At 65.0% G+C, this 23,768-nt stretch carries 19 protein-coding genes; 2 read left to right on the top strand and 17 right to left on the bottom strand.

The genetic code is table 11. The annotated features are described in order from the left end of the window. Positions 1 to 56 precede the first annotated feature (56 nt). Positions 57 to 1,064 carry a TRAP transporter substrate-binding protein gene (locus EWH21_RS12235; RefSeq protein ID WP_152488657.1) on the bottom strand — a complete coding sequence of 336 codons (1,008 nt, stop codon included), beginning with the start codon at positions 1,062 to 1,064 and terminating at the stop codon, positions 57 to 59. Positions 1,065 to 1,385: 321 nt separating this feature from the next. On the opposite strand from EWH21_RS12235, the gene tam reads away from it, so the two are divergent. After that, positions 1,386 to 2,147 carry a trans-aconitate 2-methyltransferase gene (tam, locus tag EWH21_RS12240; protein ID WP_277698431.1) on the top strand — a complete coding sequence of 254 codons (762 nt, stop codon included), beginning with the start codon at positions 1,386 to 1,388 and terminating at the stop codon, positions 2,145 to 2,147. A 93-nt stretch (positions 2,148 to 2,240) separates the two neighbouring features. On the opposite strand, the gene nuoN is transcribed toward tam, so the two are convergent. The 13 genes from nuoN to EWH21_RS12305 form a co-directional block, all read right to left on the bottom strand. Continuing rightward, on the bottom strand, positions 2,241 to 3,725 hold the full coding sequence (gene nuoN / locus EWH21_RS12245) for an NADH-quinone oxidoreductase subunit NuoN (protein WP_277698432.1): 1,485 nt from the start codon (positions 3,723 to 3,725) through the stop codon (positions 2,241 to 2,243). 18 nt (positions 3,726 to 3,743) lie between these two features. After that, positions 3,744 to 5,273, bottom strand: coding sequence for an NADH-quinone oxidoreductase subunit M (gene nuoM, locus EWH21_RS12250; RefSeq protein WP_277698433.1), 1,530 nt, complete (start codon positions 5,271 to 5,273; stop codon positions 3,744 to 3,746). A gap of 13 nt (positions 5,274 to 5,286) precedes the next feature. Next, positions 5,287 to 7,137, bottom strand: coding sequence for an NADH-quinone oxidoreductase subunit L (gene nuoL / locus EWH21_RS12255; RefSeq protein WP_277698434.1), 1,851 nt, complete (start codon positions 7,135 to 7,137; stop codon positions 5,287 to 5,289). After that, on the bottom strand, positions 7,134 to 7,442 hold the full coding sequence (gene nuoK, locus EWH21_RS12260; RefSeq protein ID WP_037055867.1) for an NADH-quinone oxidoreductase subunit NuoK: 309 nt from the start codon (positions 7,440 to 7,442) through the stop codon (positions 7,134 to 7,136). Before nuoK ends, nuoL begins: the two co-directional genes overlap by 4 nt. Further along, entirely contained in the window at positions 7,439 to 7,948 is a 510-nt protein-coding gene (nuoJ, locus tag EWH21_RS12265; RefSeq protein WP_277698435.1) for an NADH-quinone oxidoreductase subunit J, read from the bottom strand. The genes nuoK and nuoJ overlap by 4 nt, the downstream gene beginning before the upstream one ends. Positions 7,949 to 8,012: 64 nt before the next feature. Beyond that, positions 8,013 to 8,561 (bottom strand): NADH-quinone oxidoreductase subunit NuoI, encoded by a 549-nt coding sequence (gene nuoI / locus EWH21_RS12270; protein ID WP_037055870.1) that lies wholly within the window; start codon positions 8,559 to 8,561, stop codon positions 8,013 to 8,015. 11 nt (positions 8,562 to 8,572) lie between these two features. Beyond that, on the bottom strand, positions 8,573 to 9,565 hold the full coding sequence (gene nuoH, locus EWH21_RS12275) for an NADH-quinone oxidoreductase subunit NuoH (RefSeq protein ID WP_037055871.1): 993 nt from the start codon (positions 9,563 to 9,565) through the stop codon (positions 8,573 to 8,575). Beyond that, entirely contained in the window at positions 9,562 to 12,270 is a 2,709-nt protein-coding gene (gene nuoG, locus EWH21_RS12280) for an NADH-quinone oxidoreductase subunit NuoG (protein WP_277698436.1), read from the bottom strand. Before nuoG ends, nuoH begins: the two co-directional genes overlap by 4 nt. 58 nt (positions 12,271 to 12,328) lie before the next feature. After that, the gene (nuoF, locus tag EWH21_RS12285) at positions 12,329 to 13,675 is read right to left on the bottom strand and encodes an NADH-quinone oxidoreductase subunit NuoF (RefSeq protein WP_150609529.1); all 1,347 of its coding nucleotides are present in this window, start codon (positions 13,673 to 13,675) and stop codon (positions 12,329 to 12,331) included. Next, complete coding sequence (gene nuoE / locus EWH21_RS12290; RefSeq protein WP_175252955.1) at positions 13,672 to 14,172, bottom strand: NADH-quinone oxidoreductase subunit NuoE; 501 nt, start codon at positions 14,170 to 14,172, stop codon at positions 13,672 to 13,674. Before nuoE ends, nuoF begins: the two co-directional genes overlap by 4 nt. Then, a complete protein-coding gene (gene nuoC, locus EWH21_RS12295) occupies positions 14,169 to 15,950 on the bottom strand; it encodes an NADH-quinone oxidoreductase subunit C/D (protein ID WP_037055874.1) in 1,782 nt (593 codons plus the stop codon). Before nuoC ends, nuoE begins: the two co-directional genes overlap by 4 nt. Before the next feature lie 63 nt (positions 15,951 to 16,013). Then, entirely contained in the window at positions 16,014 to 16,691 is a 678-nt protein-coding gene (locus EWH21_RS12300) for an NADH-quinone oxidoreductase subunit B (RefSeq protein ID WP_037055875.1), read from the bottom strand. A gap of 10 nt (positions 16,692 to 16,701) precedes the next feature. Further along, the gene (locus EWH21_RS12305) at positions 16,702 to 17,115 is read right to left on the bottom strand and encodes an NADH-quinone oxidoreductase subunit A (RefSeq protein ID WP_037055877.1); all 414 of its coding nucleotides are present in this window, start codon (positions 17,113 to 17,115) and stop codon (positions 16,702 to 16,704) included. A gap of 585 nt (positions 17,116 to 17,700) precedes the next feature. On the opposite strand from EWH21_RS12305, the gene EWH21_RS12310 reads away from it, so the two are divergent. Continuing rightward, the gene (locus tag EWH21_RS12310) at positions 17,701 to 19,098 is read left to right on the top strand and encodes a pectin acetylesterase-family hydrolase (protein ID WP_277698437.1); all 1,398 of its coding nucleotides are present in this window, start codon (positions 17,701 to 17,703) and stop codon (positions 19,096 to 19,098) included. Between the two features lie 43 nt (positions 19,099 to 19,141). Here the strand turns inward: EWH21_RS12310 and EWH21_RS12315 are convergent, their stop codons facing one another. From EWH21_RS12315 to EWH21_RS12325, 3 genes are all read right to left on the bottom strand, one after another. Further along, entirely contained in the window at positions 19,142 to 19,807 is a 666-nt protein-coding gene (locus tag EWH21_RS12315) for a hypothetical protein (RefSeq protein ID WP_277698438.1), read from the bottom strand. Between the two features lie 122 nt (positions 19,808 to 19,929). Continuing rightward, positions 19,930 to 21,933: a PhoX family phosphatase gene (locus tag EWH21_RS12320; RefSeq protein ID WP_277698439.1), complete on the bottom strand. Its 2,004-nt coding sequence runs from the start codon at positions 21,931 to 21,933 to the stop codon at positions 19,930 to 19,932. Between the two features lie 225 nt (positions 21,934 to 22,158). After that, positions 22,159 to 23,754 carry an isocitrate lyase gene (locus EWH21_RS12325; RefSeq protein WP_152488666.1) on the bottom strand — a complete coding sequence of 532 codons (1,596 nt, stop codon included), beginning with the start codon at positions 23,752 to 23,754 and terminating at the stop codon, positions 22,159 to 22,161. Positions 23,755 to 23,768: the final 14 nt, after the last annotated feature.

A 23,768-nucleotide genomic window follows, 5' to 3' on the forward strand; every position in this document is an offset into this window, starting at 1 on the left:
TATGGCGCGGCTGTTTGCCAATAGGCGTGGCGGAAACCCGCCACGCCACTTTCGCATCACTTGTGCTGCTTGCGATTCACGGTCTGTGCGGCCTTGATCACGTCGCTGCCGATCACCGATTCGAACTGCTGCCACACCGGGCGCATGGCGTTGCGCCAGGCTTCGCGTTCCTCGCCGGTGAGGGTGATCACCTGGCTGCGGCCGGAGTCGATGATGCGCTGGCGATCGGTCTGGTTGGCGGCCTCCGCCTGCTGGTTCACCACGTAGGTCACTTCGTCGATGATGGCTTCCAGTTCGGTGCGGATGTGGTGCGGAATGCTGTACCAGAAGCGCGAGTTGCTCACCAGCATGTAGTCCAGCACGCCATGGTTGGTTTCGCTGATGAAGGGTTGCACCTCGTGCAGCTGCTTGCTGTAGATGTTCGACCAGGGGTTCTCGGCGCCTTGTACCTGGCCACTCTTGAGCGCGTTGAAGACTTCGGCGAAGGGCAGTTTCTGGCTGCTCGCGCCGATCTGGCGGAATTGCGCCTCCAGCACCGCCGAAGGCTGAATGCGGAAGCTCAGGCCGTTGGCATCGCCTGGCGAGTGCAGTGCGCGGGTTGCCGAGAGCTGCTTCATGCCGTTGTGCCAGTAGGCGAGGCCGACGATGTTGTGATCTTCCATGGAGCGCAGTAGTTGGCGGCCCTTGGAGCGCTTCTGGAAGCGGTTGACCGCCTCGATGTCGTCGAACAGGAACGGCAGGTCGAAAACCTGCAGCTGCTTGGTGTATTGCTCGAACTTGGCCAGTGACGGTGCCAGCAGCTGGACTTCGTCCTTCTGCAGGGCTTCGAGCTCGTTGGCGTCTCCATAGAGGCTGGAATTGGGGTAGACCTCGACCGTTACCTTGCCAGCCAGGCGTTCCTCGACCAGTTGCTTGAACAGCAGTGCGCCCTGGCCTTTGGGCGTGCCATCGGCAACGACGTGGGAGAACTTGATCAGGATAGGTTCATCGGCCAGTGCCGGGTTGGCACTGAAGGCGGCTAACGCCAGGGCGCAGGTGGCCAGGGCGCGGACTGGATTGAACATACTGCTTCCTTTTCTTCTTGTCGGTTTGGGCGCTCGTTTCGGCAGCCCTGTGTTGGTCGACTCTGGCACGCAATGACGGCAAGGGGTGCGGCAGTACCCGATACCCGACCAGAGTTGAAGTCCTGCATGGCAAGGCTTATGCCAGTGTGGCGAATATCCGCCAGAGTGCCTGGGATGGTGAAAAGGCTGTGATCCAGCGCACATTATGTGGCGGATAACCGCCATGTACTCGGGAAGACACAGCGGAAACTTGCCGGTGCGCAACGCGTCGAGCAGCCCTGCTATTCTCTGCCGCTCCCTCTGTCATCCAGGAGCGTCCCGATGAGTTGGTCCGCCACGCAGTATTCCCTGTTCGAACGCCAGCGTACCCGTCCTGTTCAGGATCTCCTGGCGGCTGTGCCCCGCGAGGGCATCGAGCAGGCCGTGGATCTGGGCTGCGGCCCTGGCAATTCCACCGCGGTGCTGCAGGCGCATGCCCCCGAGGCGCGCATCGTCGCCATCGACAGCAGCGAGGACATGCTGCGCGCAGCGCGTGAACGGCTGCCGCAGGTCAGCGTGCAGCTGGCGGATATCCAGCACTGGCAGGCCGACATCGCGCCGCAGCTGATCCTGGCCAACGCCTCGCTGCAGTGGCTGGACGATCACGCGCAGCTCTACCCGCGTCTGCTGGCCCAGCTGGCGCCGGGCGGCTGGCTGGCGATCCAGACGCCGGACAACCTGCAGGAGCCGGCGCATCGCCTGGCCAGGGAAGTGGCGGCCGACGGTCCATGGGCGGCGCGTATCGGTCATGTGCAGCACCCCGAGCGGCACACTGCGCAGGCCTATTACGACATCCTCGGCGCGCATGCCAGCGAGCTGGATATCTGGCGCACCACCTACTTCCATGTGCTGGACGACGCCAGCGCGGTGGTCGAGTGGTTCAAGTCCACTGCGCTGCGGCCGTTCCTGCAGCCGCTGGATGCCGAGCAGCAGGCCGCCTTCCTGCAGCGTTACCAGGCGGCGATTGCCGACGCCTACCCGCAGCAGGCCGATGGGCGCGTGCTGTTGCCGTTCCCGCGTCTGTTCCTGGTGGCCCGGCGCTAGCGCTACAGACTGTCGCGGCTAAGCCCGCAGTGCCGCAGTGACGTTTACCTGCGAGCCTGAGAAGAAAAAACCCCGCATCTGCGGGGCTTTGGCTTACTGCGCCAGGGCGACCAGGCCGGCCTGTTGCACCAGTTCCAGCAACGGCTGCGGATACACGCCGAGGAAGAAGGCGAGCAGGGCGACCACCAGCAGCATGATGCCGCCGGCGCGCTGGCCCCAGTTGAATGGGGCGTCGTGGCGATGCAGGTTGGGTTCGCGCATGAACAGCGTGACCATCACCCGCAGGTAGTAGAACACGCCGATGGCACTGCCCAGCACCATGGCACCGAGCAGCCACCACAGCTGCGCCTCGACACCGGCGGCGATCACGTAGAATTTGCCGATGAAGCCGGCGGTCAGCGGAATGCCGGCCAGCGACAGCATCATCACCGTGAGCACGGCGGTCAGGTACGGACGGCGCCAGAACAGGCCCCGGTACTCGTACAGGGCATCGGCATCGCGGCCGCTGTAGGGCGTGGACATCAGGGTGATCACGCCGAACGCGCCGAGGCTGGTCAGCACGTAGGTGGCCAGGTACACGCCGATGGCTTCCACGGCCAGGCCCTGGCTGGCGACCAGCGCCACCAGCAGGTAGCCGAAGTGCGCGATGGAGGAATAACCGAGCAGACGCTTGAGGTTGTTCTGCAGCAGCGCCAGCAGGTTGCCGAACAGGATCGAGGCGATGGCGATCAGCGTCAGCAGCTCGTTCAGCCAGCCGCCAGCGGTGGCCGGCGAGATCTGGTACAGGCGCAGCAGCACGGCGAACACCGCCACCTTGCTGGCGGTGGCGAGGAACGCCGCAACCGGTGCCGGAGCGCCTTCGTAGACGTCCGGCGTCCACAGGTGGAAGGGCACCAGCGACAGCTTGAACGCCAGGCCGATGAGCATCATGCCGATGCCGATCTGGACCAGCAGGGTGCTTTCCCGTGCCAGGCTGACGCCGAGGTCGGCGAAGGCCAGGTTGCCGGACTCGGCGTAAAGCAGTGCCATGCCGAACAGCAGGAAGGCGCTGCCTGCCGCCGACAGCACCATGTACTTGATCCCGGCTTCCAGCGAGCGCTTGTTGAAGAAGGCGTAGGCGATCATGCCGTAGGTCGGCACCGACAACAGCTCCAGGCCGATGAACAGCCCGGCCAGGTGTTGCGCGCTGACCAGCACCAGGCCGCCGGCAGCGGACAGCAGCACCAGCAGGTACAGCTCCTCGCGGTTGCCCGGGTAACCCTTGCCCGACTCGCCGCCCAGGTAGGCGTGGATCAGCGTGATGCAGGCCAGGCTGGCGGCCAGCACCAGCGCCATGTAGTAGCAGGCGAAGTTGTCGACCAGCAGCAGGGGAGTGACCGCCAGCGGTGTGACTTCCAGGGTCGGAATCAGCGACAGCAGCGCCAGGTTCAGGCCCGCCACCGAGAGGATGAAGGTCAGGGTGTGATTGCGCTTGGCGGCGATGGCCAGCATCACCACCACCACGGTGAGGCTGGTCACCAGCAGCGGCAGCAGGGCAATCAGGTGTTGCAGGGTGAATTCGACAGCGTGATGTTCCATGAGTCTCTAATCCTTACCCTACCGGCCCGAGGCGAGTTGATCGAGGGCGCCAGCCAGCCACTGCTGCACGCCATGCATGCTGGCAGCGGAGGTGTCGAGCACCGGTTGCGGGTAGACGCCAAGCAGAATCAGCAGTGCCCCGAGGCCAAGCACCATGGACAGCTCGCGGGCTTTCAGACCGGGCAATGCCGCCTCCTGCCGCACCGGGCCGAAGTACGCGCGGTGAATCATCGCCAGGGCATACACCGAGCCGAGCACCAGGCCGCAGGCGGCCAGTACCACGACCCAGGGCGCACTCGGGAAACTGCCGATGAGGATGAGGAACTCGCCGACGAAGTTGCCGGTGCCCGGCAGGCCCAGCGCCGCGGCGGCGAAGAACAGGCTGATGGCCGGAAGCCAGGGCATGCGCGCCCAGATACCGCCCATCTGGCTCAGGTCACGGGTATGCAGGCGCTCGTAGAGCTGGCCGCAGAGGATGAACAGTGCCGCGGCGGACAGGCCGTGAGCGACCATCTGCACCACCGCGCCCTGCAGCGCGATCTGGCTGCCGGAGTAGATGGCGATGAGCACGAAGCCCATGTGCGAGACGCTGGAGTAGGCCACCAGGCGCTTGATGTCGGTCTGCGCGAAGGACAGCAGGGCGCCGTAGACGATGGCGAACACGCCGAGCCACTGAGCGATCGGCGCGAACTCCGCCGAGGCATTGGGGAACAGCGGCAGGGCGAAGCGCAGCAGGCCGTAGGCGGCGGTTTTCAGCAGGATGCCGGCGAGGTCCACGGAGCCTGCGGTCGGCGCCTGGGCGTGGGCGTCGGGCAGCCAGGAATGCACCGGTACCACCGGGAACTTCACCGCGAAGGCGACGAAGAAGCCGAGCATCAGCAGGTATTCGGGGCCTGGCGCCAGTTCGGTCTTCAGCAGGTCGGCGTAGTTGAAGCTGAGCACGCCGGTCTGGTTGAAGTGCACGAACACCAGGGCGAGGATCGACACCAGCATGACCAGGCCGCTGGCCTGGGTGAAGATGAAGAACTTGGTGGCGGCGGTGATGCGGGTGCGGCCGTCGCTGCCGCTGTGACCCCAGAGCGCGATGAGGAAGTACATCGGCACCAGCATCATTTCCCAGAAGAAGAAGAACAGGAACAGGTCGACGGCGAGGAACACGCCGACCACGCCGCCGAGAATCCACATCAGGTTGAGGTGGAAGAAGCCGACGCGGTTCTGGATCTCGTTCCACGAGCAGAGCACCGAGAGCACACCGAGCAGACCGGTGAGCGTCACCATCAGCACCGACAGGCCGTCCATCGCCAGGTGGATGGTTATCCCCAGGCGCGGGATCCAGTCGATGACGAATTCGTGGGCCCAGCGCGGGCCGCCGTCCGGGGCTGGCGCCAGGGTGAAATCACCGCTGACCCACAGCCACAGGCTCAGGCCGAACAGCAGGCCCATGGTGATCAGGGCGATCCAGCGCGGCAGGACGTGGCCGAAGCGCTCGCCTTGCCAGCACAGCAGGCCGCCGATGAAGGGGATCAGGATTAGCCAGGGCAGAATCATCAGGCTGTTTTCCTTAACTCAAAAAAAGGATGGCGGCGAGCACCAGCACGGCGCCCCCGGCGATCGAGGCGGCGTACCAGCGCACCTGACCGGTTTCGCTGCGTACCAGCGCGGCATTGCCGCCGCGCGCGAGCAGCGGGATCAGGCCGATGCTGCGGTCGATCGGGTCGCGGCGCAGCAGGTGGCAGAGCAGCAGGTAGGGACGCACGAACAGCTTGTCGTAGAGCCAGTCGAAGCCCCAGGCGGCGAACCACCAGGCGCTCAGCAGGCGGCCCGGCGCGCTCTGCGCCACGGCACTGGCGAAGCGACGCTGGCCGAGGAAGAGCAGGGCGGCGATGACGATGCCGCTGACCGCGATCAGCCCGGACAGCAGCTCCAGGCTGTGCTTGGCCTCGCCACCGGCATGCCCGGCGCTTTCCGGCAGAACGCCGGCCAGCGGCGGGGTGATCCAGGCGCCGATGAAGGTCGACAGCACGATCAGCATCAGCAGCGGCAGGTTGTGGGCGATGCCATGGCCGGCATGGGCCTCGGTCTTCTGCTCGCCGTGGAAGGCGATGAAGATCAGGCGGAAGGTGTAGATCGAGGTCAGGAAGGCGCCGGTCAGCCCCGCGTAGAGCAGGCCGCCGTGGCCACTGGCGAAGGCTTCCCAGAGTATCTCGTCCTTGGAGTAGAAACCGGCCGTCAGCAGCGGCAGCGCGGCCAGGGCTGCGCCGCCAACGACGAAGCTGGCGTAGGCCAGTGGCAGTTTCTTCCACAGGCCGCCCATCCTGAAGATGTTCTGCTCGTGGTGGCAGGCATGGATCACCGCACCGGACGCCAGGAACAGCAGGGCCTTGAAGAAGGCATGGGTCATCAGGTGGAAGATCGCCGCATCCCAGGCACCGACGCCCAGGGCGAGGAACATGTAGCCGATCTGGCTCATGGTCGAGTAGGCGAGGATGCGCTTGATGTCGGTCTGCACCAGCGCGGCGAAACCGGCCAGCACCAGGGTCACGCCGCCGACGATGCCGACCAGTTCGAGAATCTCCGGGGTCAGCAGGAACAGGCCGTGGGTGCGCGCGATCAGGTAGACGCCGGCGGTGACCATGGTCGCCGCGTGAATCAGCGCCGACACCGGGGTCGGACCGGCCATGGCGTCGGCCAGCCAGGTCTGCAGCGGCAACTGCGCCGATTTGCCCACCGCGCCGCCGAGCAACATCAGCGTGGCCAGCCACAGCCAGGTGTCGCCCGCGACGTAGCGCTGCGGTGCCAGCACCATCAGCTCCTGGATGTTCAGGGTGCCGAGGTTGAGGAACAGCAGGAACAGGCCGATCATCAGGAACACGTCGCCGATGCGGGTGACGATGAAGGCCTTGAGCGCGGCGTTACCGTTGGGCACGTGCTTGTAGTAGAAGCCGATCAGCAGGTACGAGCACAGACCCACGCCTTCCCAGCCGAAGAACAGCACCAGCAGGTTGTCGCCGAGCACCAGCAGCAACATGCTGAAGATGAACAGGTTGGTGTAGGCGAAGAAGCGCGAGTAGCCTTCTTCGCCACGCATGTACCAGCTGGCGAACAGGTGGATCAGAAAACCCACGCCGGTGACCACGCCGAGCATGGTCACGGACAGGCCGTCCAGGTACAGGGTGAAGCTCGGCGCCAGGCCTTCGACGCTCATCCACTGCCACAGGGTCAGGCTGTAGGCGCCTGAAGCCGGTGGGTTGCCGAGGAAGGCGGCGATCACCCAGGCGGCGCTGGCAGCCGCCAGGCCGATGGAGCCGACGCCGATCACTGCGCTGGTGTTTTCCGACAGGCGTCCGCGCGAGAAGGCCAGCAGCAGCCAGCCGAGCAGCGGAAAGAATAGAGTCAGGGCTAGAAGGTTCATCCGCGCATCTCGCTGGCAGCGTCGATATCCAGGGTGTTGAAGCGGCGATACAGCTGCAGCAGGATCGCCAGGCCGATACTGGCCTCGGCGGCTGCCAGGGTGATCACCAGAATGAACATCACCTGGCCGTCAGCCGCACCCCAGCGGGCGCCGGCGACGATGAAGGCGAGCGCTGCGGCGTTCATCATCACTTCCAGGCTCATCAGGATGAACAGGATGTTGCGCCGCACCATCAGCCCGACCAGGCCGATGCAGAACAGCACGCCGGCCAGGGCCAGGCCGTGCTCCAGGGGTATACCGGTCATGCTGTGGGCTCCTTGGCGTCATGGCGGCCCAGGTGGTAGGCGGCGACCAGGGCGGCGAGCAGCAGCATCGAGGCCAGCTCCACCACCAGCAGGTAGGGGCCGAACAGGCTGATGCCGACGGCCTTGGCTTCGACCGTGGTATGGCCGATCTGGGCATCGCTGACATGGCTGAGCAGCACGTAGAGCAACTGCCCGAGCAGCAGGGCGCTGAGAATGGCCGGGCCGATCCAGATGCTGGGCGTCAGCCACCTGCGTTCCTGATCGGCAGCGGCCGGGCCGAGGTTGAGCATCATCACCACGAAGACGAACAGCACCATGATGGCGCCGGCGTAGACGATGATTTCCAGCGCGCCGGCGAAGGGCGCGCCAAGGGCGAAGAACACCATCGACACCGCCAGCAGCGAGACGATCAGGTAGAGCAGGGCATGCACCGGATTGGTGTTGGTGATCACCCCCACCGTCGATGCCACCGCCACGCCGGCGGCGAAGTAGAACGCGAATTCCATTACAGGCTCCTCACGGTAGCCCGCGCACGGTGGCGGGCGAGGGGCAGGGAGAGTGTCATCAGCATCATGGCAGCAGTCCCTTGACGTTGATCGGCTCGGCCTCGTCCTGCGCGGCGCCCTTGGGCTTGCCGGCGATGGCCATGCCGGCGACGCGGTAGAAGTTGTAGTCCGGGTTCTTGCCGGGGCCGCTGATCAGCAGGTCTTCCTTCTCGTACACCAGATCCTGGCGCTTGAACTCGCCCATCTCGAAGTCGGGGGTGAGCTGGATCGCCGTGGTCGGGCAGGCTTCCTCGCACAGGCCACAGAAGATGCAGCGCGAGAAGTTGATGCGGAAGAACTCCGGGTACCAGCGACCGTCATCGGTCTCGGCCTTCTGCAGCGAGATGCAGCCTACAGGGCAGGCCACGGCGCACAGGTTGCACGCCACGCAGCGCTCTTCGCCGTCGGGGTCGCGGGTGAGGACGATGCGGCCACGGTAGCGCGGCGGCAGGTAGACCGGCTCTTCCGGGTATTGCAGGGTGTCACGCTTGCGAAAACCATGGCTGAAGACCATGGCCAGGCTGCGTAGCTGGGTGGCGGTGCCGACCAGCACGTCCCAGATGTATTTGAACATTGCGTTTCTCCTTACTGGGCCGCGGCCAGCACGAATGCGCCGGTCACCAGCAGGTTGATCAGGGTCAGCGGCAGGCAGAACTTCCAGCTGAAGGCCATGACCTGGTCATAGCGCGGGCGTGGGATCGACGCGCGCAGCAGGATGAAGATCATGATGAAGAAGGCCGTCTTCAGCGCGAACCAGAAGAACGGGATCTGCGGCAGGATGCCGAACGGGCCGTGCCAGCCACCGAAGAACAGTGTCACCAGCAGGGCCGAGACGGTGACGATGGCGACGTACTCGCCAACGAAGAACATGCCCCACTTCATCCCGGCATATTCGATGTGGTAACCGTCGGCCAGCTCCTGTTCGGCTTCCGGCTGGTCGAACGGGTGACGGTGGGTCACGGCGACGGCAGCGATGAAGAAGGTACAGAAGCCGAAGAACTGCGGAATGATGAACCACAGGTTCTGCGCCTGGTAATCGACGATGTCGCGCATGTTGAACGAGCCGACCTGCGCCACCACGCCCATCAGTGCCAGGGCCAGGAACACCTCGTAGGAGATGGTCTGGGCCGACGCGCGCAGGCTGCCGAGCAGGGCGAACTTGTTGTTGCTCGACCAGCCGGCGAACAGCACCGCGTAGACCGAAAGGCCGGCCATGGCGAAGAAGAACAGGATGCCGATGTTCAGGTCCGCCACCCCCCAGGTCGGGGTGATGGGGATGATGGCGAAGGCCATCAGCATCGCCGAGAAGGCGATCATCGGTGCCAGGATGAAGATGAACCTGTCGGCGAACGGCGGCGTCCAGTCCTCCTTGAAGAACATCTTGATCATGTCGGCGGCGATCTGGAACATGCCGAACGGCCCGACGCGGTTGGGGCCGTAGCGGTCCTGCCACCAGCCGAGCAGGCGCCGCTCGATGAAGCTCAGCAGCGCACCGCAGACCACCACCACCAGCAGGATGACGATGGCCTTGAGTACGGCGATGACGATCTCGATCAGTTCGGGCGTCAACCAGCTCATTGTGCGGCCTCCTGCAGCAGGGTCACGCTGGCACCGGCGAGCGTCGCCGGAATGCCCGGCAAGCCGACCGGCAGGCCGACCAGGCCGACGCCCAGGTCGTCACGCACCTGCAGCGGCAGGCGCAGGGCCTGGCCGTTGACGCGCAGAGCCAGCAGCGCACCGTCGTTCACCCCCAGGCGAGCCGCCTCGTCGCGGGCCAGGGCCACATAGGGCTCGGGCATGCGTTCCTGGATGGGTTTGGCGCGCGCGGAGTTTTCCTCGCTGCCGAACAGGTGGTGCAGCGGCGCTACCTGCCAGGTGCCAGCCGCCGGGTTGAACGCAGCGTTCACCGCGAACCAGGGCAGCGCGTTGCCAGCGGCCTCGAGCAGACGCACGCCGGGGTCGCCGGCGCGCAGGTGACCACCGACCTCGTCCTGGAACTTGTTCCAGGCCTGCGGCGAGTTCCAGCCCGGCGACCAGGCGAACGGAATCTGCTGCCGGTCTTCCTTGCTGCCGGCGTAGCCTTCCATGGAGAAGGCGAAGGCCGAATCCTGATCCTGCGGCTGACGCGGCTCGTGCACGCTGATGTTGGCGCGCATGGCGGTGCGACCGCTGTAGCGATGCGGTTCGCGCGCCAGCTTGAGGCCCTTGATGCGGAACGCGGCGCTCGGCGCGGCGTCCCTGATGCCGGCCAGCAGCGGGTTGCTGGCGGCGCAGGCGTCGGTGACCTGGTCCAGCTGCGTCCAGTCCACAGCCTTGCCCTGCAGGGTGCTGTGCAGCGCGTGCAGCCAGCGCCAGCCCTCGCGGATCAGGATGTTGCTGTCGTAGTAGCTCGGCTCATAGACCTGGAAGAAACGCTGGGCGCGGCCCTCGAGGCTGACCAGGGTGCCGTCGCCCTCGGCGAAGCTGGCCACCGGCAGCAGCAGGTGAGCGCGTTCGCTGGTCGCGGTGCGCTGGTGGTCGGCGACGATCACGCTCTGCGCGGCAGCCAGCGCGGCATCGACCTTGGCGGCATCGGCGCGGCGGTACAGATCGTTCTCCAGCACGATCACGGCATCGGCCTGGCCGCTGCTCAGGGCCTGCAGCGCGGCGTCGACGGATTCGCCGCCGAGCAGGGCCAGGCCCAGGCTGTTGGCCTCGGGCACCACCAGGCTCAGCGAGCCGTTCTTCTCACGGTTCTTCAGGGCGCTGGCGATGTTGGCGGCCGCTTCGATCAGGGCCTTGTCGCCCAGCGAGGCGCCGGACACGATCAGCGGGCGACTGGCGTTGGTCAGCGCAGCGGCGATGCGCTGTACCAGCTCGCGCGCCTCCGTTTCCAGGCCGTCCACGGCCGGGGCGCTGGGGTCGATGGCGTGGGCCACGGCGAAACCGATACGGGCCAGATCGGCCGGCGCGGCATGCACGCTCTCGGCGGCGACGTCATCCAGGCGGGTCTCACCGACGCTGGCGATGAACAGGGGATGCCGGGCGTGCTGGGCGACGTTCTGCACGGCTGCCATGTGCCAGTCCTGGATGCGTGCGCCAGCGGCGATCTCGGTGGCCTTGCCCTTGACGGCCTGGCGCAGGGCCAGGGCCAGGCGCGCAGCGGTCTGGGTCAGGTCTTCGCCGAGGACGAAGATGGCGTCGTGCAGCTCGACATCGCGCAGCGTCGGCGTCGGCAGCGGGCCGTTGCGCAGGATGTCGCGGATCAGGCGAATGTTGTCCAGTTCGGCGGCCGCGATGCCACTGTAGTAGTGCTCGGCACCGACCAGTTCGCGCAGGGCGAAGTTGGCTTCGAGGCCGGCGCGCGGCGAGCCGATGCCGATCACGCGCTTGCCCTTGAGCAGCTCGGCGGCCTTGTCCAGCGCGGCATCGATGCCCAGCGGCTGGCTCCCGAGCAGTGGCTGGCGCGGGCGATCCTCGCGGTTGACGTAGCCGTAGCCGAAACGGCCGCGGTCGCAGAGGAAGTACTGGTTGACCGAGCCGTTGAAGCGGTTCTCGATCCGGCGCAGTTCGCCGTAGCGCTCACCAGGGCTGATGTTGCAGCCGCTGGAGCAGCCATGGCAGATGCTCGGGGCGAACTGCATGTCCCACTTGCGGTTGTAGCGCTCGGAATGGGTCTTGTCGGTGAACACGCCGGTCGGGCAGACCTCGACCAGGTTGCCGGAGAACTCGCTTTCCAGCGTGCCGTCCTCGACGCGACCGAAGTACACGTTGTCGTGCGCGCCATACACGCCCAGGTCGGTGCCGCCGGCGTAGTCCTTGTAGTAGCGCACGCAGCGGTAGCAGGCGATGCAGCGGTTCATCTCATGGGCGATGAACGGGCCAAGCTCCTGGTTCTGGTGGGTGCGCTTGGTGAAACGATAGCGACGGGCGTTGTGCCCGGTCATCACCGTCATGTCCTGCAGGTGGCAGTGACCGCCTTCCTCGCACACCGGACAGTCGTGCGGGTGGTTGGTCATCAGCCACTCGACGACGCTGGCGCGGAACGCCTTGGATTCCTCGTCGTCGATGCTGATCCAGGTGTTGTCGGTGGCAGGCGTCATGCAGGACATGACGATACGACCACGGGTGTCGTTCTCGTCGTTGTACTGCTTGACCGCACACTGCCGGCAGGCCCCGACGCTGCCAAGCGCGGGGTGCCAGCAGAAGTAGGGGATATCGAGGCCGAGGGACAGGCAGGCCTGCAGCAGGTTGTCCGCTCCATCGACTTCGAAATCTTTGCCGTCTACGTGGATAGTGGCCATTTCTTTGAGTCTTCGTTTACCCGCTTGCTAAAGCGGCTGGCTAAGGGAATTCGTCTGTTCAGCTCGCGGTCGCCGGCGTGCGGGGCGTGCTCGCCACCTGGGCCACACCGGCCTCGAACTCTTCACGGAAATACTTGATGGCGCTGCCCAGCGGCTCCACCGCACCGGGTGCGTGGGCGCAGAAGGTCTTGCCCGGGCCGAGGAAGTTGACCAGCCCGAGCAGGGTCTGGATGTCTTCGGCGGTACCCTGCTTGCGCTCCAGGGCGCGGAGAATCTTCACGCTCCACGGCAGGCCATCGCGGCACGGCGTGCACCAGCCACAGGACTCGCGGGCGAAGAACTCTTCCATGTTGCGCAGCAGGGAGACCATGTTGATCGAGTCGTCCACCGCCAGCGCCAGGCCGGTGCCCATGCGCGTGCCGACCTTGGCGATGCCGCCGGCGTACATCTGCGCCTCGAGGTGCTCGGGCAGCAGGAAGCCGGTACCGGCGCCGCCCGGCTGCCAGCACTTGAGCCGGTAGCCGTCGCGCATGCCGCCGGCATGCTCCTCGAAGAGTTCGCGCGCGCTGACGCCGAACGGCAGCTCCCACAGGCCGGGGTTCTTCACCTTGCCGGAGAAGCCCATCAGCTTGGTGCCGTGGTCTTCGCTGCCCGGACGGGCGAGGCTCTTGTACCAGTCGACACCGCCAGAAACGATGGCGGGCACGTTGCACAGGGTTTCGACGTTGTTGACGCAGGTCGGCTTGCCCCACACGCCGACGGCAGCGGGGAAGGGTGGCTTGGCGCGCGGGTTGGCGCGGCGGCCTTCGAGCGAGTTGATCAGCGCGGTTTCTTCGCCACAGATGTAGCGTCCGGCGCCGGTATGCACGAACAGCTCGAAGTCGAAACCGCAGCCGAAGATGTTCTTGCCCAGCAGACCGGCAGCCTTGGCTTCCTCGATGGCGCGGTTGAGGTTGGCGGCGGCGTCGACGTATTCGCCGCGCAGGAAGATGTAGCCACGGTAGGCCTTGAGCGCGCGAGCCGAGATCAGCATGCCTTCCACCAGCAGGTGCGGCAGCTGCTCCATGAGCATGCGGTCCTTCCAGGTGTTGGGCTCCATCTCGTCCGCGTTGCACAGCAGGTAGCGGATGTTCAGGGATTCGTCGGCCGGCATCAGGCCCCACTTCACGCCCGTGGGGAAGCCTGCGCCGCCGCGGCCCTTGAGGCCGGATTCCTTGACGGTCTGCACGATGTCGGCCTGGGCCATCTCGGTCAGCGCCTTGCGTGCGGCGGCATAGCCGTTCTTCGCCTGGTATTCGGCCAGCCATACCGGCTGGGCGTCGTCGCGCAGGCGCCAGGTCAGCGGGTGGGTCTCTTCGCTGCGGGCGATGCGGTTGGCCGGGCCGATGGAGGTGAGGGTCTTCATTTGTAGTCCTCCAGCAGCTTGGCTACGCCGTCCGCTCGAACGTCGCCGAAGGTGTCGTCGTCGATCATCACGGCCGGGGCCTTGTCGCAATTGCCCAGGCAGCACACCGGCAGCAGGGTGAAACGCTCGTCGGCGGTGGTCTGGCCGAGGCCGATGCCGAGCTGTTGCTGCATCTCGGCGAGCACCGACTCATGGCCGCCGATGTAGCAGGTCATGCTGTCGCATACGCGGATGACATGGCGGCCGACCGGTTGACGGAAGATCTGGCTGTAGAAGGTGGCAACGCCCTCGACGTCGCTGGCGGGGATGCCGAGGATCGCGCCAATGGCATCGGCGGCGCCGTCCGGCACCCAGCCGCGCTCCTTCTGCACGATCTTCAGCGCCTCGATGCTGGCGGCGCGCGGGTCTTCGTAGTGATGCATCTCGTGCTCGATGGCCGAGCGTTCGGTTTCGCTGAGGACGAAACGGTCTGTCTGGATTAGCGTGCTCATGATCAGCGGTCCACGTCGGCCATGACGAAGTCGATACTGCCCAGATAGGCAATCAGGTCCGCCACCATGCTGCCGCGAATCACTGCGGGGATCTGCTGCAGGTGGGCGAAGCTGGGGGTGCGAATCCGGGTGCGGTAGCTCATGGTGCTGCCGTCGCTCGTCAGGTAATAGCTGTTGATGCCCTTGGTCGCCTCGATCATCTGGAAGGCTTCGTTGGCCGGCATGACCGGGCCCCAGGAAACCTGCAGGAAGTGCGTGATCAGGGTCTCGATGTGCTGCAGCGTGCGCTCTTTCGGTGGCGGCGTGGTCAGCGGATGGTCCGCCTTGTACGGGCCTTCCGGCATGTTCTTCAGGCACTGGTCGATGATGCGGATGCTCTGACGCATCTCTTCCACGCGGACCATGCAGCGGTCGTAAGCGTCGCCGTTGGCGGCCAGCGGCACCTCGAACTCGAAGTTCTCGTAGCCGGAGTAGGGGCGCGCCTTGCGCAGGTCGAAGTCGCAGCCGGTGGCGCGCAGACCGGCACCGGTGGTGCCCCATTCCAGCGCTTCCCTGGTGTTGTACTGCGCCACGCCGATGGTGCGGGCCTTGAGGATGCTGTTCTTCAGTGCCGCCTTCTCGTACTCGTCGAGGCGCTTGGGCAGCCAGTCGACGAACTCCTTGACCAGCTTGTCCCAGCCACGAGGCAGGTCGTGGGCGACGCCGCCGATGCGGTACCAGGCCGGATGCAGGCGGAAGCCGGTGATGGCCTCGATCACCTTGTAGGCGCGCTGGCGGTCGGTGAAGGTGAAGAACACCGGGGTCATGGCGCCGACGTCCTGAATGTAGGTCCCCAGGAACAGCAGGTGGCTGGTGATGCGGAAGAACTCGGCGAGCATCACGCGGATGGTGTCGACCTTCTGCGGCACCTTGATGCCGGCCAGCTTCTCCACGGCCAGCACGTAGGGCAGGTTGTTCATCACCCCGCCGAGGTAGTCGATGCGGTCGGTGTAGGGGATGAAGCTGTGCCAGCTCTGGCGCTCGGCCATCTTCTCGGCGCCACGGTGGTGGTAGCCGATTTCCGGCACGCAGTCGACGATCTCTTCACCGTCGAGCTGCAGGATGATGCGGAAGGCACCGTGCGCGGAAGGGTGGTTGGGGCCGAGGTTGAGGAACATGTAGTCCTCGTGCTCGCCGCCGCGCTTCATGCCCCAGTCCTCCGGGCGGAAGCGCGCGGCTTCTTCCTCGAGCTGCTGCTTGGCCAGGGTCAGGCTGAAGGGGTCGAACTCGGTGGCGCGCGCCGGATAGTCCTTGCGCAGCGGGTGGCCTTCCCAGGTCGGCGGCATCATGATGCGGCTCAGATGCGGGTGGCCGGTGAAGGTGATGCCGTACAGGTCCCAGACCTCACGCTCGTACCAGTTGGCGTTGGGCCAGATGCCGGTGGCGCTCGGCAGGTTGAGATCGCCCTCGCGCAGTGCCACCTTGATCATCACGTCACTGTTACGCTCCAGCGACATCAGGTGGTAGAACACGGTGAAGTCGGCATCCGGCAGGCCGCGACGCTGGGTGCGCAGGCGCTCGTCGACGCCGTGCAGGTCATAGAGCATCACGTAGGGGCGCGGCAGCTTGCGCAGGCAGGTGAGCACCTCGATCAGACGCTCGCGGGCGACCCAGAGAACCGGCATGCCGGTGCGGGTGCTTTGCAGGGTGAAACTGTCGTCGCCGAATTGGGCGCGCAGTTCGGCGACGACGTCCTGGTCGTCAGCCTTGTATGGCGGTATGGACACAACGGTGTCTGCAGTCATGGTCTCGGTCGCTATCGAACAACGTAGAAAGTGGGCGTGAGGCTTGCGCAGGCAAGCATCGGCTCAGACTTCGTCAGGGCTACGCAGGTTGGTAACGGCGATTCGCTGCTCGCGGCGCTGTTCCTTTTGCGAAGGCATTTCGGCACGGTAGATGCCTTGGTCGCCTACGACCCAGGATAGCGGGCGGCGCTCCTGGCCGATGGATTCCTGCAGCAGCATCAAGCCTTGCAGGAACGCCTCCGGGCGGGGCGGGCAGCCGGGAATGTAGACGTCCACGGGGAGGAACTTGTCCACGCCCTGAACGACCGAGTAGATGTCGTACATGCCGCCGGAGTTGGCGCATGAACCCATGGAGATGACCCACTTGGGCTCCAGCATCTGCTCGTAGAGACGCTGGATGACCGGCGCCATCTTGATGAAGCAGGTGCCGGCGATGACCATGAAGTCGGCCTGACGCGGTGACGCACGAATGACTTCGGCGCCGAAGCGTGCGACGTCGTGCGGTGCGGTGAAGGCGGTGGTCATTTCCACATAGCAGCAAGAGAGGCCGAAGTTGTACGGCCACAGGGAATTCTTGCGCCCCCAGTTGACCGCGCCGTTCAGCACGTCCGAGAGCTTGCCCATGTAGATGTTCTTGTGAACCTGGTCCTCTAGCAGCGGGTCGGAGACGACCTCCCGCTGGCCGATCGGATACGCCTCATTGGGCGCATCCGGGTCGACCCGAGTAAGTTTGTATTGCATCGCCAAAGCCTCATTGTTTTAGCTTCGCCTGCCGTTCACGACGTCCCTGCGGTGCCCAATCGAGCGCGCCGATACGCCAAAGATAGACAAGACCTGCCAACAGAATTGCTATGAAAACTGTAGCTTCGATCAGGCCCGCCCAGCCGCTTTCGCGCACCGAGACAGCCCAAGCGAAGAGATAGAGGGCTTCAACGTCGAAGATCACGAAGAGCATCGCGACCAGATAGAACTTGGCTGACAGGCGCAGACGCGCGCTGCCGGTGGGAAGCATGCCCGACTCGAACGGCTCGTTCTTGCTGCGGCCCCACGCCTTGCTGCCAAGCAGGCTGGAGACGCCGAGCATGAAGGCGATGAGCCCGCAGACACCCAGCAAGAAAACAGCGAAAGCCCAGTTCTGGGACATGGTCGTTACCGCATCAGGCATGCCGGTACTCCTTGAAATTAAGGAACGGCTTTTAATTTAGTAGTCGCCTAACGCCATCAAGGGCGCTGACGCAAAGTGTGTATACAATACTATGTGCACGCCAACTGTAAGTAAATTTTTCAGAGAAAAATTATTCTCGCAGTTTGATCATTTCTGTCGAGCTTGTGATTGACAGGCGCCCGCAGTGCCGTTCTTGAGCCTTTCGCTCGTCCCGTCGTCCCCGCAACTATAGCTGGCAACCCCTCGCTGGCAACTTTGCGCAGCAAATTCAGCTGACTAATCTGCCTTATTTCCGTCCCGGATGAGCCGCCGCGAAATGAGCAATTCATTGCCACTTTGGTGTTGGGGCGAAAGCAGCAGGTGCAGGCCTGTGTCATGGGCAAAGGTATAAGCAGAAGCCGCGATTATCACTAAACGATATGCCTTCTCGGGTGTTGCGCCCGCGATCTTGTACTAGCGTGCATGAATCGCCGGAGCGCGATGCATCATTGATCGAGCAGTGCCCACCAACCGCTGGGTCTGCGCTGTTGCCCCTGCCTGGGTATGCCGACCCTTCGTACGAATAACAAGATGAGGGGTTTTGCCATGCCTGTCGCCCAGTCCCTGTCGCGTATCGTTCCTGTCGTTCTGCTACTCGCCCTGAGTGCGCCTGCCAGCGCCGAGCAGGGCGACTACAGCTTCTGGCAGACCTTGAGCAATCTGGTTTCCCCACCTGGGGCCGACAATCCGGTCACGCCGGCGCAGCGCGTCGGGCCTTATCCGCTGCTGGCCAATCCGAGCGGCTTCAACAGTGGCTTCAATGCTGGCAACTACTACGGTTGGCAGACCATCCAGATGGCGCCCGAAACCGGCGCGGTGTGTGGCAATGGCTCGCCCTACAAGTTCTTCATCAACCGGGTTCCGAATACCCGCAACACCATCGTCTACCTGGAGGGCGGCGGTGCCTGCTGGGACTACGCCAGCTGCAGCGGGCAGGCCGGCATTCGCGGTGCGCGCAACCCCGACGGGATCGCCGACGACTACATGTCGCTGCTCAACCCGGGGGCGAGCCTGGTCAGCCCGTTCGTGGTGCGCCTGCATCCCTGGACGCGGGTGAAGACGCAGAACTGGAACATGGTCTACGTGCCGTACTGCACCGGCGACATCTATTCCGGCGACAAGGTGGCGGTGTATGACGACCCGCAGGGGCAGCAGCAGCCCCTGGTCTGGCATCACAACGGCCTGCGCAACATGCGCGCCGTGGTGGGGTGGCTCAAGGACAACCTGCCGCGCCCCACGCAGATGCTGACCACGGGGTGCAGTGCCGGCGGCGCCGGCAGCCTGACCAACTATGCCAACCTGCGCCAGGACATGGCGCCCAGTCGCGGCTACCTGATCAACGACTCCGGGCCGGTCTACACCGCCCTGGCGGGGGACAACCAGCGCTACCCGTCCTATCCGCTGCAAGCCTTCATTCGTCAGGCCTGGGGCCTGGATGCCGAGCAGGGACCACTGCAGTACCTGCAGGCGCGCCTGCCCGGCTTCGACAGGAGCGACCTGGGCAGCCTCTACCCGGCGCTCTCGAGCAACCTGCCGGGTGATCGCATGGGCCATACGCACTTCTGGCAGGACCTGAACTACTCCGCCTATTCCTACGAGCGCTTCTATCCGGAGATCGTCAACGCGCCGGACCAGGCGACCAAGGAAGCGCTGATCAAGCAACGCTGGGCGACCGATACGTCGCGCCTGCGCAGCCAGTTGGCCAGCCTGGGGAATGTCGGGGGCTACTTCCCGCAGTTTCGCGACGTCAACGAAAGCCACTGCACCAGCATCATCGAGTTCGCCAATGCCGATATCCAGGAGCAGAACCTGCAACTGGACAACTTCGTCAGCAGCGTGCTCGACGGCAGCGGGCAAGTGCTGGAGGCATCGGAAAGCAGTGACGTGGCCGACCGCAACAAGCCGTTCAATCTGCTGTATTACCTGCTCGACCAACTGCTCTGAACGGATGATCGGCTAGTGCTGCGGCGGCGTCTCTGCCGCAGCGCTAGCTGTCCGGGCGCTGTCGATAGTTGCGTTCGCGCGCTTCCTGCAGGCGCTGGCGCAGGTACTGGTCGCGGGACAGGCCGTCGGGAATGCTCTGCAGGGCCAGCACTTCCTCGACGATGCGCTTCTCCTCGGCCTTGTAGCGTGCGAAGTTCGGGTCGACCCGTTGTGCCTGCCTGGCCTCGCGCTCTGCACTGAGGGCCTGGTAACGCCTGATCAGGGCTTCGGCGCGGCGCTTCTGTTCCTGCTCGTCTGTGCTGACGGCCCTGATCAGGCCGATCTGCAGCAGCAAGGCTTCGCTCAGCGCCAGCTCGCCCCGGCGCTCCAGTGAGTCGACGCCTTCACTCAGTTGCTGCGCTTGCGCCTCGCGGCCGTCAGCGTCGAGTTCACTGGCGTGCTCGATGAAGCCTCGGTAACGCCGATGGAACTCCAGACGCCGTTCCTGCTGCTGAACTTCGGGTTTCGCCAGCAGTTGCAGCTGCTCCTCGCTGAGGTCGGCAGGGGCTGGCGCGGGGCTGCCTTGCGCGGCTTGCGCGAATTGCGCTGTGGGCACCTGCGCGGGCTGCGGGGTGGCGGAATGCGGGGTATCAGGACGCTGCCAGTACCAGGCGAGCGTCACGCTGCCCAATACGAGGCAGCTGCCGAACAGCAGGGAAGAGCGAGGCATGGGCGGTCCTTGCGCGAGTCGAGTGTGTTCCAGCTTAGAAGCCGCGGCTGCGCCTTGCCTGTTCCATGCGTCGATTGCATGCGCCGCCCCTCGCGCGGTGGCGCGAGAGGGGCGCGCCTGGGTCAGAGCAGCGGCTTGCCGTCGTCGCGGGTGACGATCACGGTGGCCGAGCGTGGACGGCGACCGGCACCGTCCGGCCAGGTACTGCGGAAGTTCGTCGAGGTCGAGCCTTCACCCGGGTGCTGGATGTTGACGAACAGCGTGCGGAAGTCCGGCGTGGCGGTGATGCCGGTGACCTCGCAGCCAACCGGGCCGACCAGGAAGCGCTTGACCTCGCCGGTGACGGGCTCGGCCACCAGCATCTGGTTGTTGCCGAACGGGCCGCTGGCCAGCTGGCTGCCGCTCATGTCGGTCTGGATCCACAGGCGACCGTCGTTATCGAACCAGAGGCCGTCCGGGCTGGCCAGGCGATTGTCGGCGGTCAGCGGCCTGCCGTTGGGGTCGAGGCTGTCGTCTTCCGGCCCGGCCAGCAGGAACAGGCTCCAGACGAACTCGCGGCCGGCATGGTCGCGGCTCTGCTCGCGCCAGCGGATGATGTGACCAAAGGCGTTGGCCGGGCGCGGGTTGGCGGCGTCCACGACGGTGCGCGAGGTGTTGTTGGTCAGGGTGAAATAGATGTCGCCGTTCTGCGGGTTCATCGCCCCCCATTCCGGCCGGTCCATCTTGGTGGCGCCCACGATGTCGGCCGCCAGGCGGGTGTTGATCAGCACCTCGCCCTGGTCGGCGAAGCTGACCCCGGCGGCCCTGCAGGCGGCCTGGAAGGCCTTGTTGCGGACGTCCAGCGCCAGCCATTCGCCCTTGCCATTGGCCTTGAAGCGCGCCACGTAGAGCGTGCCCTCGTCGAGCAGGCTGCCGTTGCTGCGCCCCGGAACGTACTTGCCACGGCTGACGAACTTGTAGATGTACTCGTTCTGCGAGTCGTCGCCGGAGTAGCAGACCACCGGGCGCCCCGGCTTGGTCGGGGCGAACACCAGGCCCTCGTGGGCGAAGCGGCCCAGGGCGGTGCGTTTGACCGGTGCGGCTTCGGGGGCGAAGGGATCGATCTCGACGATCCAGCCGAAGTGGTTGGGCTCGTTGCGATAGTCGCCACTGGCGTTGGCGGCCAGGCGGGTGGCATTGAAACGCTGAAATTCGTCACCGGCCAGGTGATCCCAGCCATAGCGGCTGGCACTGCCGACCCCGTAGCGCGTCATTTCGCGCGGACGCTCGGCGTCGCCGCTGGCGAAGTAGCCGGCCCAGTTTTCCTCGCAGGTCAGGTAGGTGCCCCAGGGGGTGAAGCCGTTGGAGCAGTTGTTCAGCGTGCCGCGCGTGGCGGTGCCGTCCGGGCTGTAGCGGGTGCTGAGCAGGGCGTGGCCGCGCGCCGGGCCGCTGATCTGCATCGGTGTCGCGCCGGTGATGCGGCGATTGCGGGCACTGGGCAGTACCTCCCACTGGCCGCGGTTGCGACGAACTTCCACCACCGAAACCCCGTGGGCGTTGATTTCCTTGCGGACCTCGTCGGCGCTGCTGCGCTTGCCGTCGACCAGCGTCGGGCCGTTGGGGTGCAGCAGCGGGGCGTCGATGTACTCGTGGTTGAGGACCAGCAGGCCGTGGTCGCTCTTGTGGCCGCCGCCGCGCTGACCATCGATGGGGAAGAAGTGCATGCCGTCGTGGTGCATGCCCACCTGATCGGCCTGATCGGCGGCGCTGTTGCCGGCATTGTCGAGGAATGCCGGGAAGCTGCCGCGAATGGGCGTGCCCCAGGGAATGAAGGGCGTGGCCTTGTAGCCGGCCGGTACGCTGATGGTATCGGCACGGTTGGCCGCCACCGCCGTGAACGGCAGACGCTTGCCGCGTTTCTTCAGGCGTTCGAGCAGGTCCTTGAGCGGATTCCCGGCGGCTTCGGCACTGCCGGGCAGGGCGACGCCGAGGAAGCCCATGACACCGAGTGCCGCACCGCCTGCAACCACCTGGCGGCGGCTCAGTCCGGCCTCGATCAGGTCATTGATATGGGGGTTGCTGGAGGCGTTGCTGAGGGGTTCATCGCCATTGCCGAATAGCACGTCTTGCTCTTGTTCGATACGCACGGTGGGCTCCTTGATTGGGCTGATCGACGGAGCTATGACGCTAATAAAGGAAAACGACGGAATCGTGACAGTGCCTGCGCACTGCCGCACAAATCTGCCAGAAGAGGGCGCTCATGCGCCTGCCCGGCAGGTTGAACGCAGGGGATAAAAAAAGCCCCGGCAGGGCCGGGGCGGATTAGGCAAAAGAACTGCTGCGGATGCGTGGTCCGCAGCAGAGAACCGTTCTTAGTGGAACTGGTTCATGGTGTTGTCTTTACCGCTTGCCTTCAGAGCAGCTTCGCCAGCGAAGTACTCCTTGTGGTTGTCGCCGATGTCGGAGCCAGCCATGTTCTGGTGCTTGACGCAGGCGATGCCCTGACGCAGTTCCTGACGCTGAACGCCTTTCACGTAGGCCAGCATGCCCTGGTCGGCGAAGTAGCCCTTGGCCAGGTTGTCGGTGGACAGCGCGGCGGTGTGGTAGGTCGGCAGGGTGATCAGGTGGTGGAAGATGCCAGCCTGAGCGGAACCATCGCGCTGGAAGGTGCGGATCTTCTCGTCGGCAACCTGAGCCAGTTCGGTCTCGTCGTACTCGACGCTCATCAGCTTGGCGCGGTCGTAGGCGGAAACATCCTTGCCTTCGGCGGCCATGGCGTCGAACACCTGCTGGCGGAAGTTCAGGGTCCAGTTGAAGGACGGGCTGTTGTTGTAAACCAGCTTGGCGTTCGGGATGACTTCGCGGATGCGGTCAACCATGCCCTTGATCTGGCCAACGTGCGGCTTCTCGGTTTCGATCCACAGCATGTCGGCGCCGTTCTGCAGGCTGGTGATGCAGTCCAGTACGCAGCGGTCTTCGCCAGTGCCCTTGCGGAACTGGAACAGGTTGGACGGCAGGCGCTTCGGACGCAGCAGCTTGCCTTCGCGCTTGATCACGACATCACCGTTGCCCAGCTCGGCGTCGGAGATTTCGTCGCAGTCGAGGAAGGAGTTGTACAGGTCGCCCAGGTCGCCCGGCTCTTTGGTCACGGCGATCTGCTTGGTCAGGCCGGCACCCAGGGAGTCGGTGCGAGCGACGATCACGCCGTTGTCGATGCCCAGCTCGAGGAACGCGTAGCGAACGGCAGCGATCTTGGCGAGGAAGTCGGCGTGCGGAACGGTCACTTTGCCGTCCTGGTGGCCGCACTGCTTCTCGTCGGAAACCTGGTTCTCGATCTGGATGCAGCAGGCACCGGCTTCGATCATGCGCTTGGCCAGCAGGTAGGTGGCTTCCGGGTTACCGAAGCCAGCGTCGATGTCGGCGATGATCGGGACGATGTGGGTCTCGTGGTTGTCGATCTGCGCCTGAATCTCGGCAGCCTTGGCGTGGTCGCCAGCGTCACGGGCGGCGTCCAGGGCGGTGAACAGCAGGTCCAGCTCGCGGCTGTCAGCCTGGCGCAGGAAGGTGTACAGCTCTTCGATCAGGTCGGAGACGGCAGTCTTCTCGTGCATCGACTGGTCCGGCAGCGGGCCGAAGTCGGAACGCAGGGCCGCGACCATCCAGCCGGACAGGTACAGGTAGCGCTTGTTGGTGGTCTTCAGGTGCTTCTTGATCGAGATCAGCTTCTGCTGACCGATGAAGCCGTGCCAGCAGCCCAGGGACTGGGTGTAGACGGACGAATCGGCGTCGTACTCGGCCATGTCCTTGCGCATGATGTCAGCGGTGTACTGAGCGATTTCCAGACCGGTCTTGAAGCGGTTCTGAGCGCGCATACGGGCGACGGACTCTGGGTTGATAGCGCTCCAGCTGCTGCCGAATTTCTCTTTCAGAGCGGCTACAGCCTTGATGTCGTTTTGATATGCGGACATGGTCAATCCTTCAG

The organism is Pseudomonas sp. REST10, from assembly GCF_029542605.1.
In the GTDB taxonomy this organism is placed as follows: Bacteria; Pseudomonadota; Gammaproteobacteria; order Pseudomonadales; family Pseudomonadaceae; genus Aquipseudomonas; species Aquipseudomonas khazarica.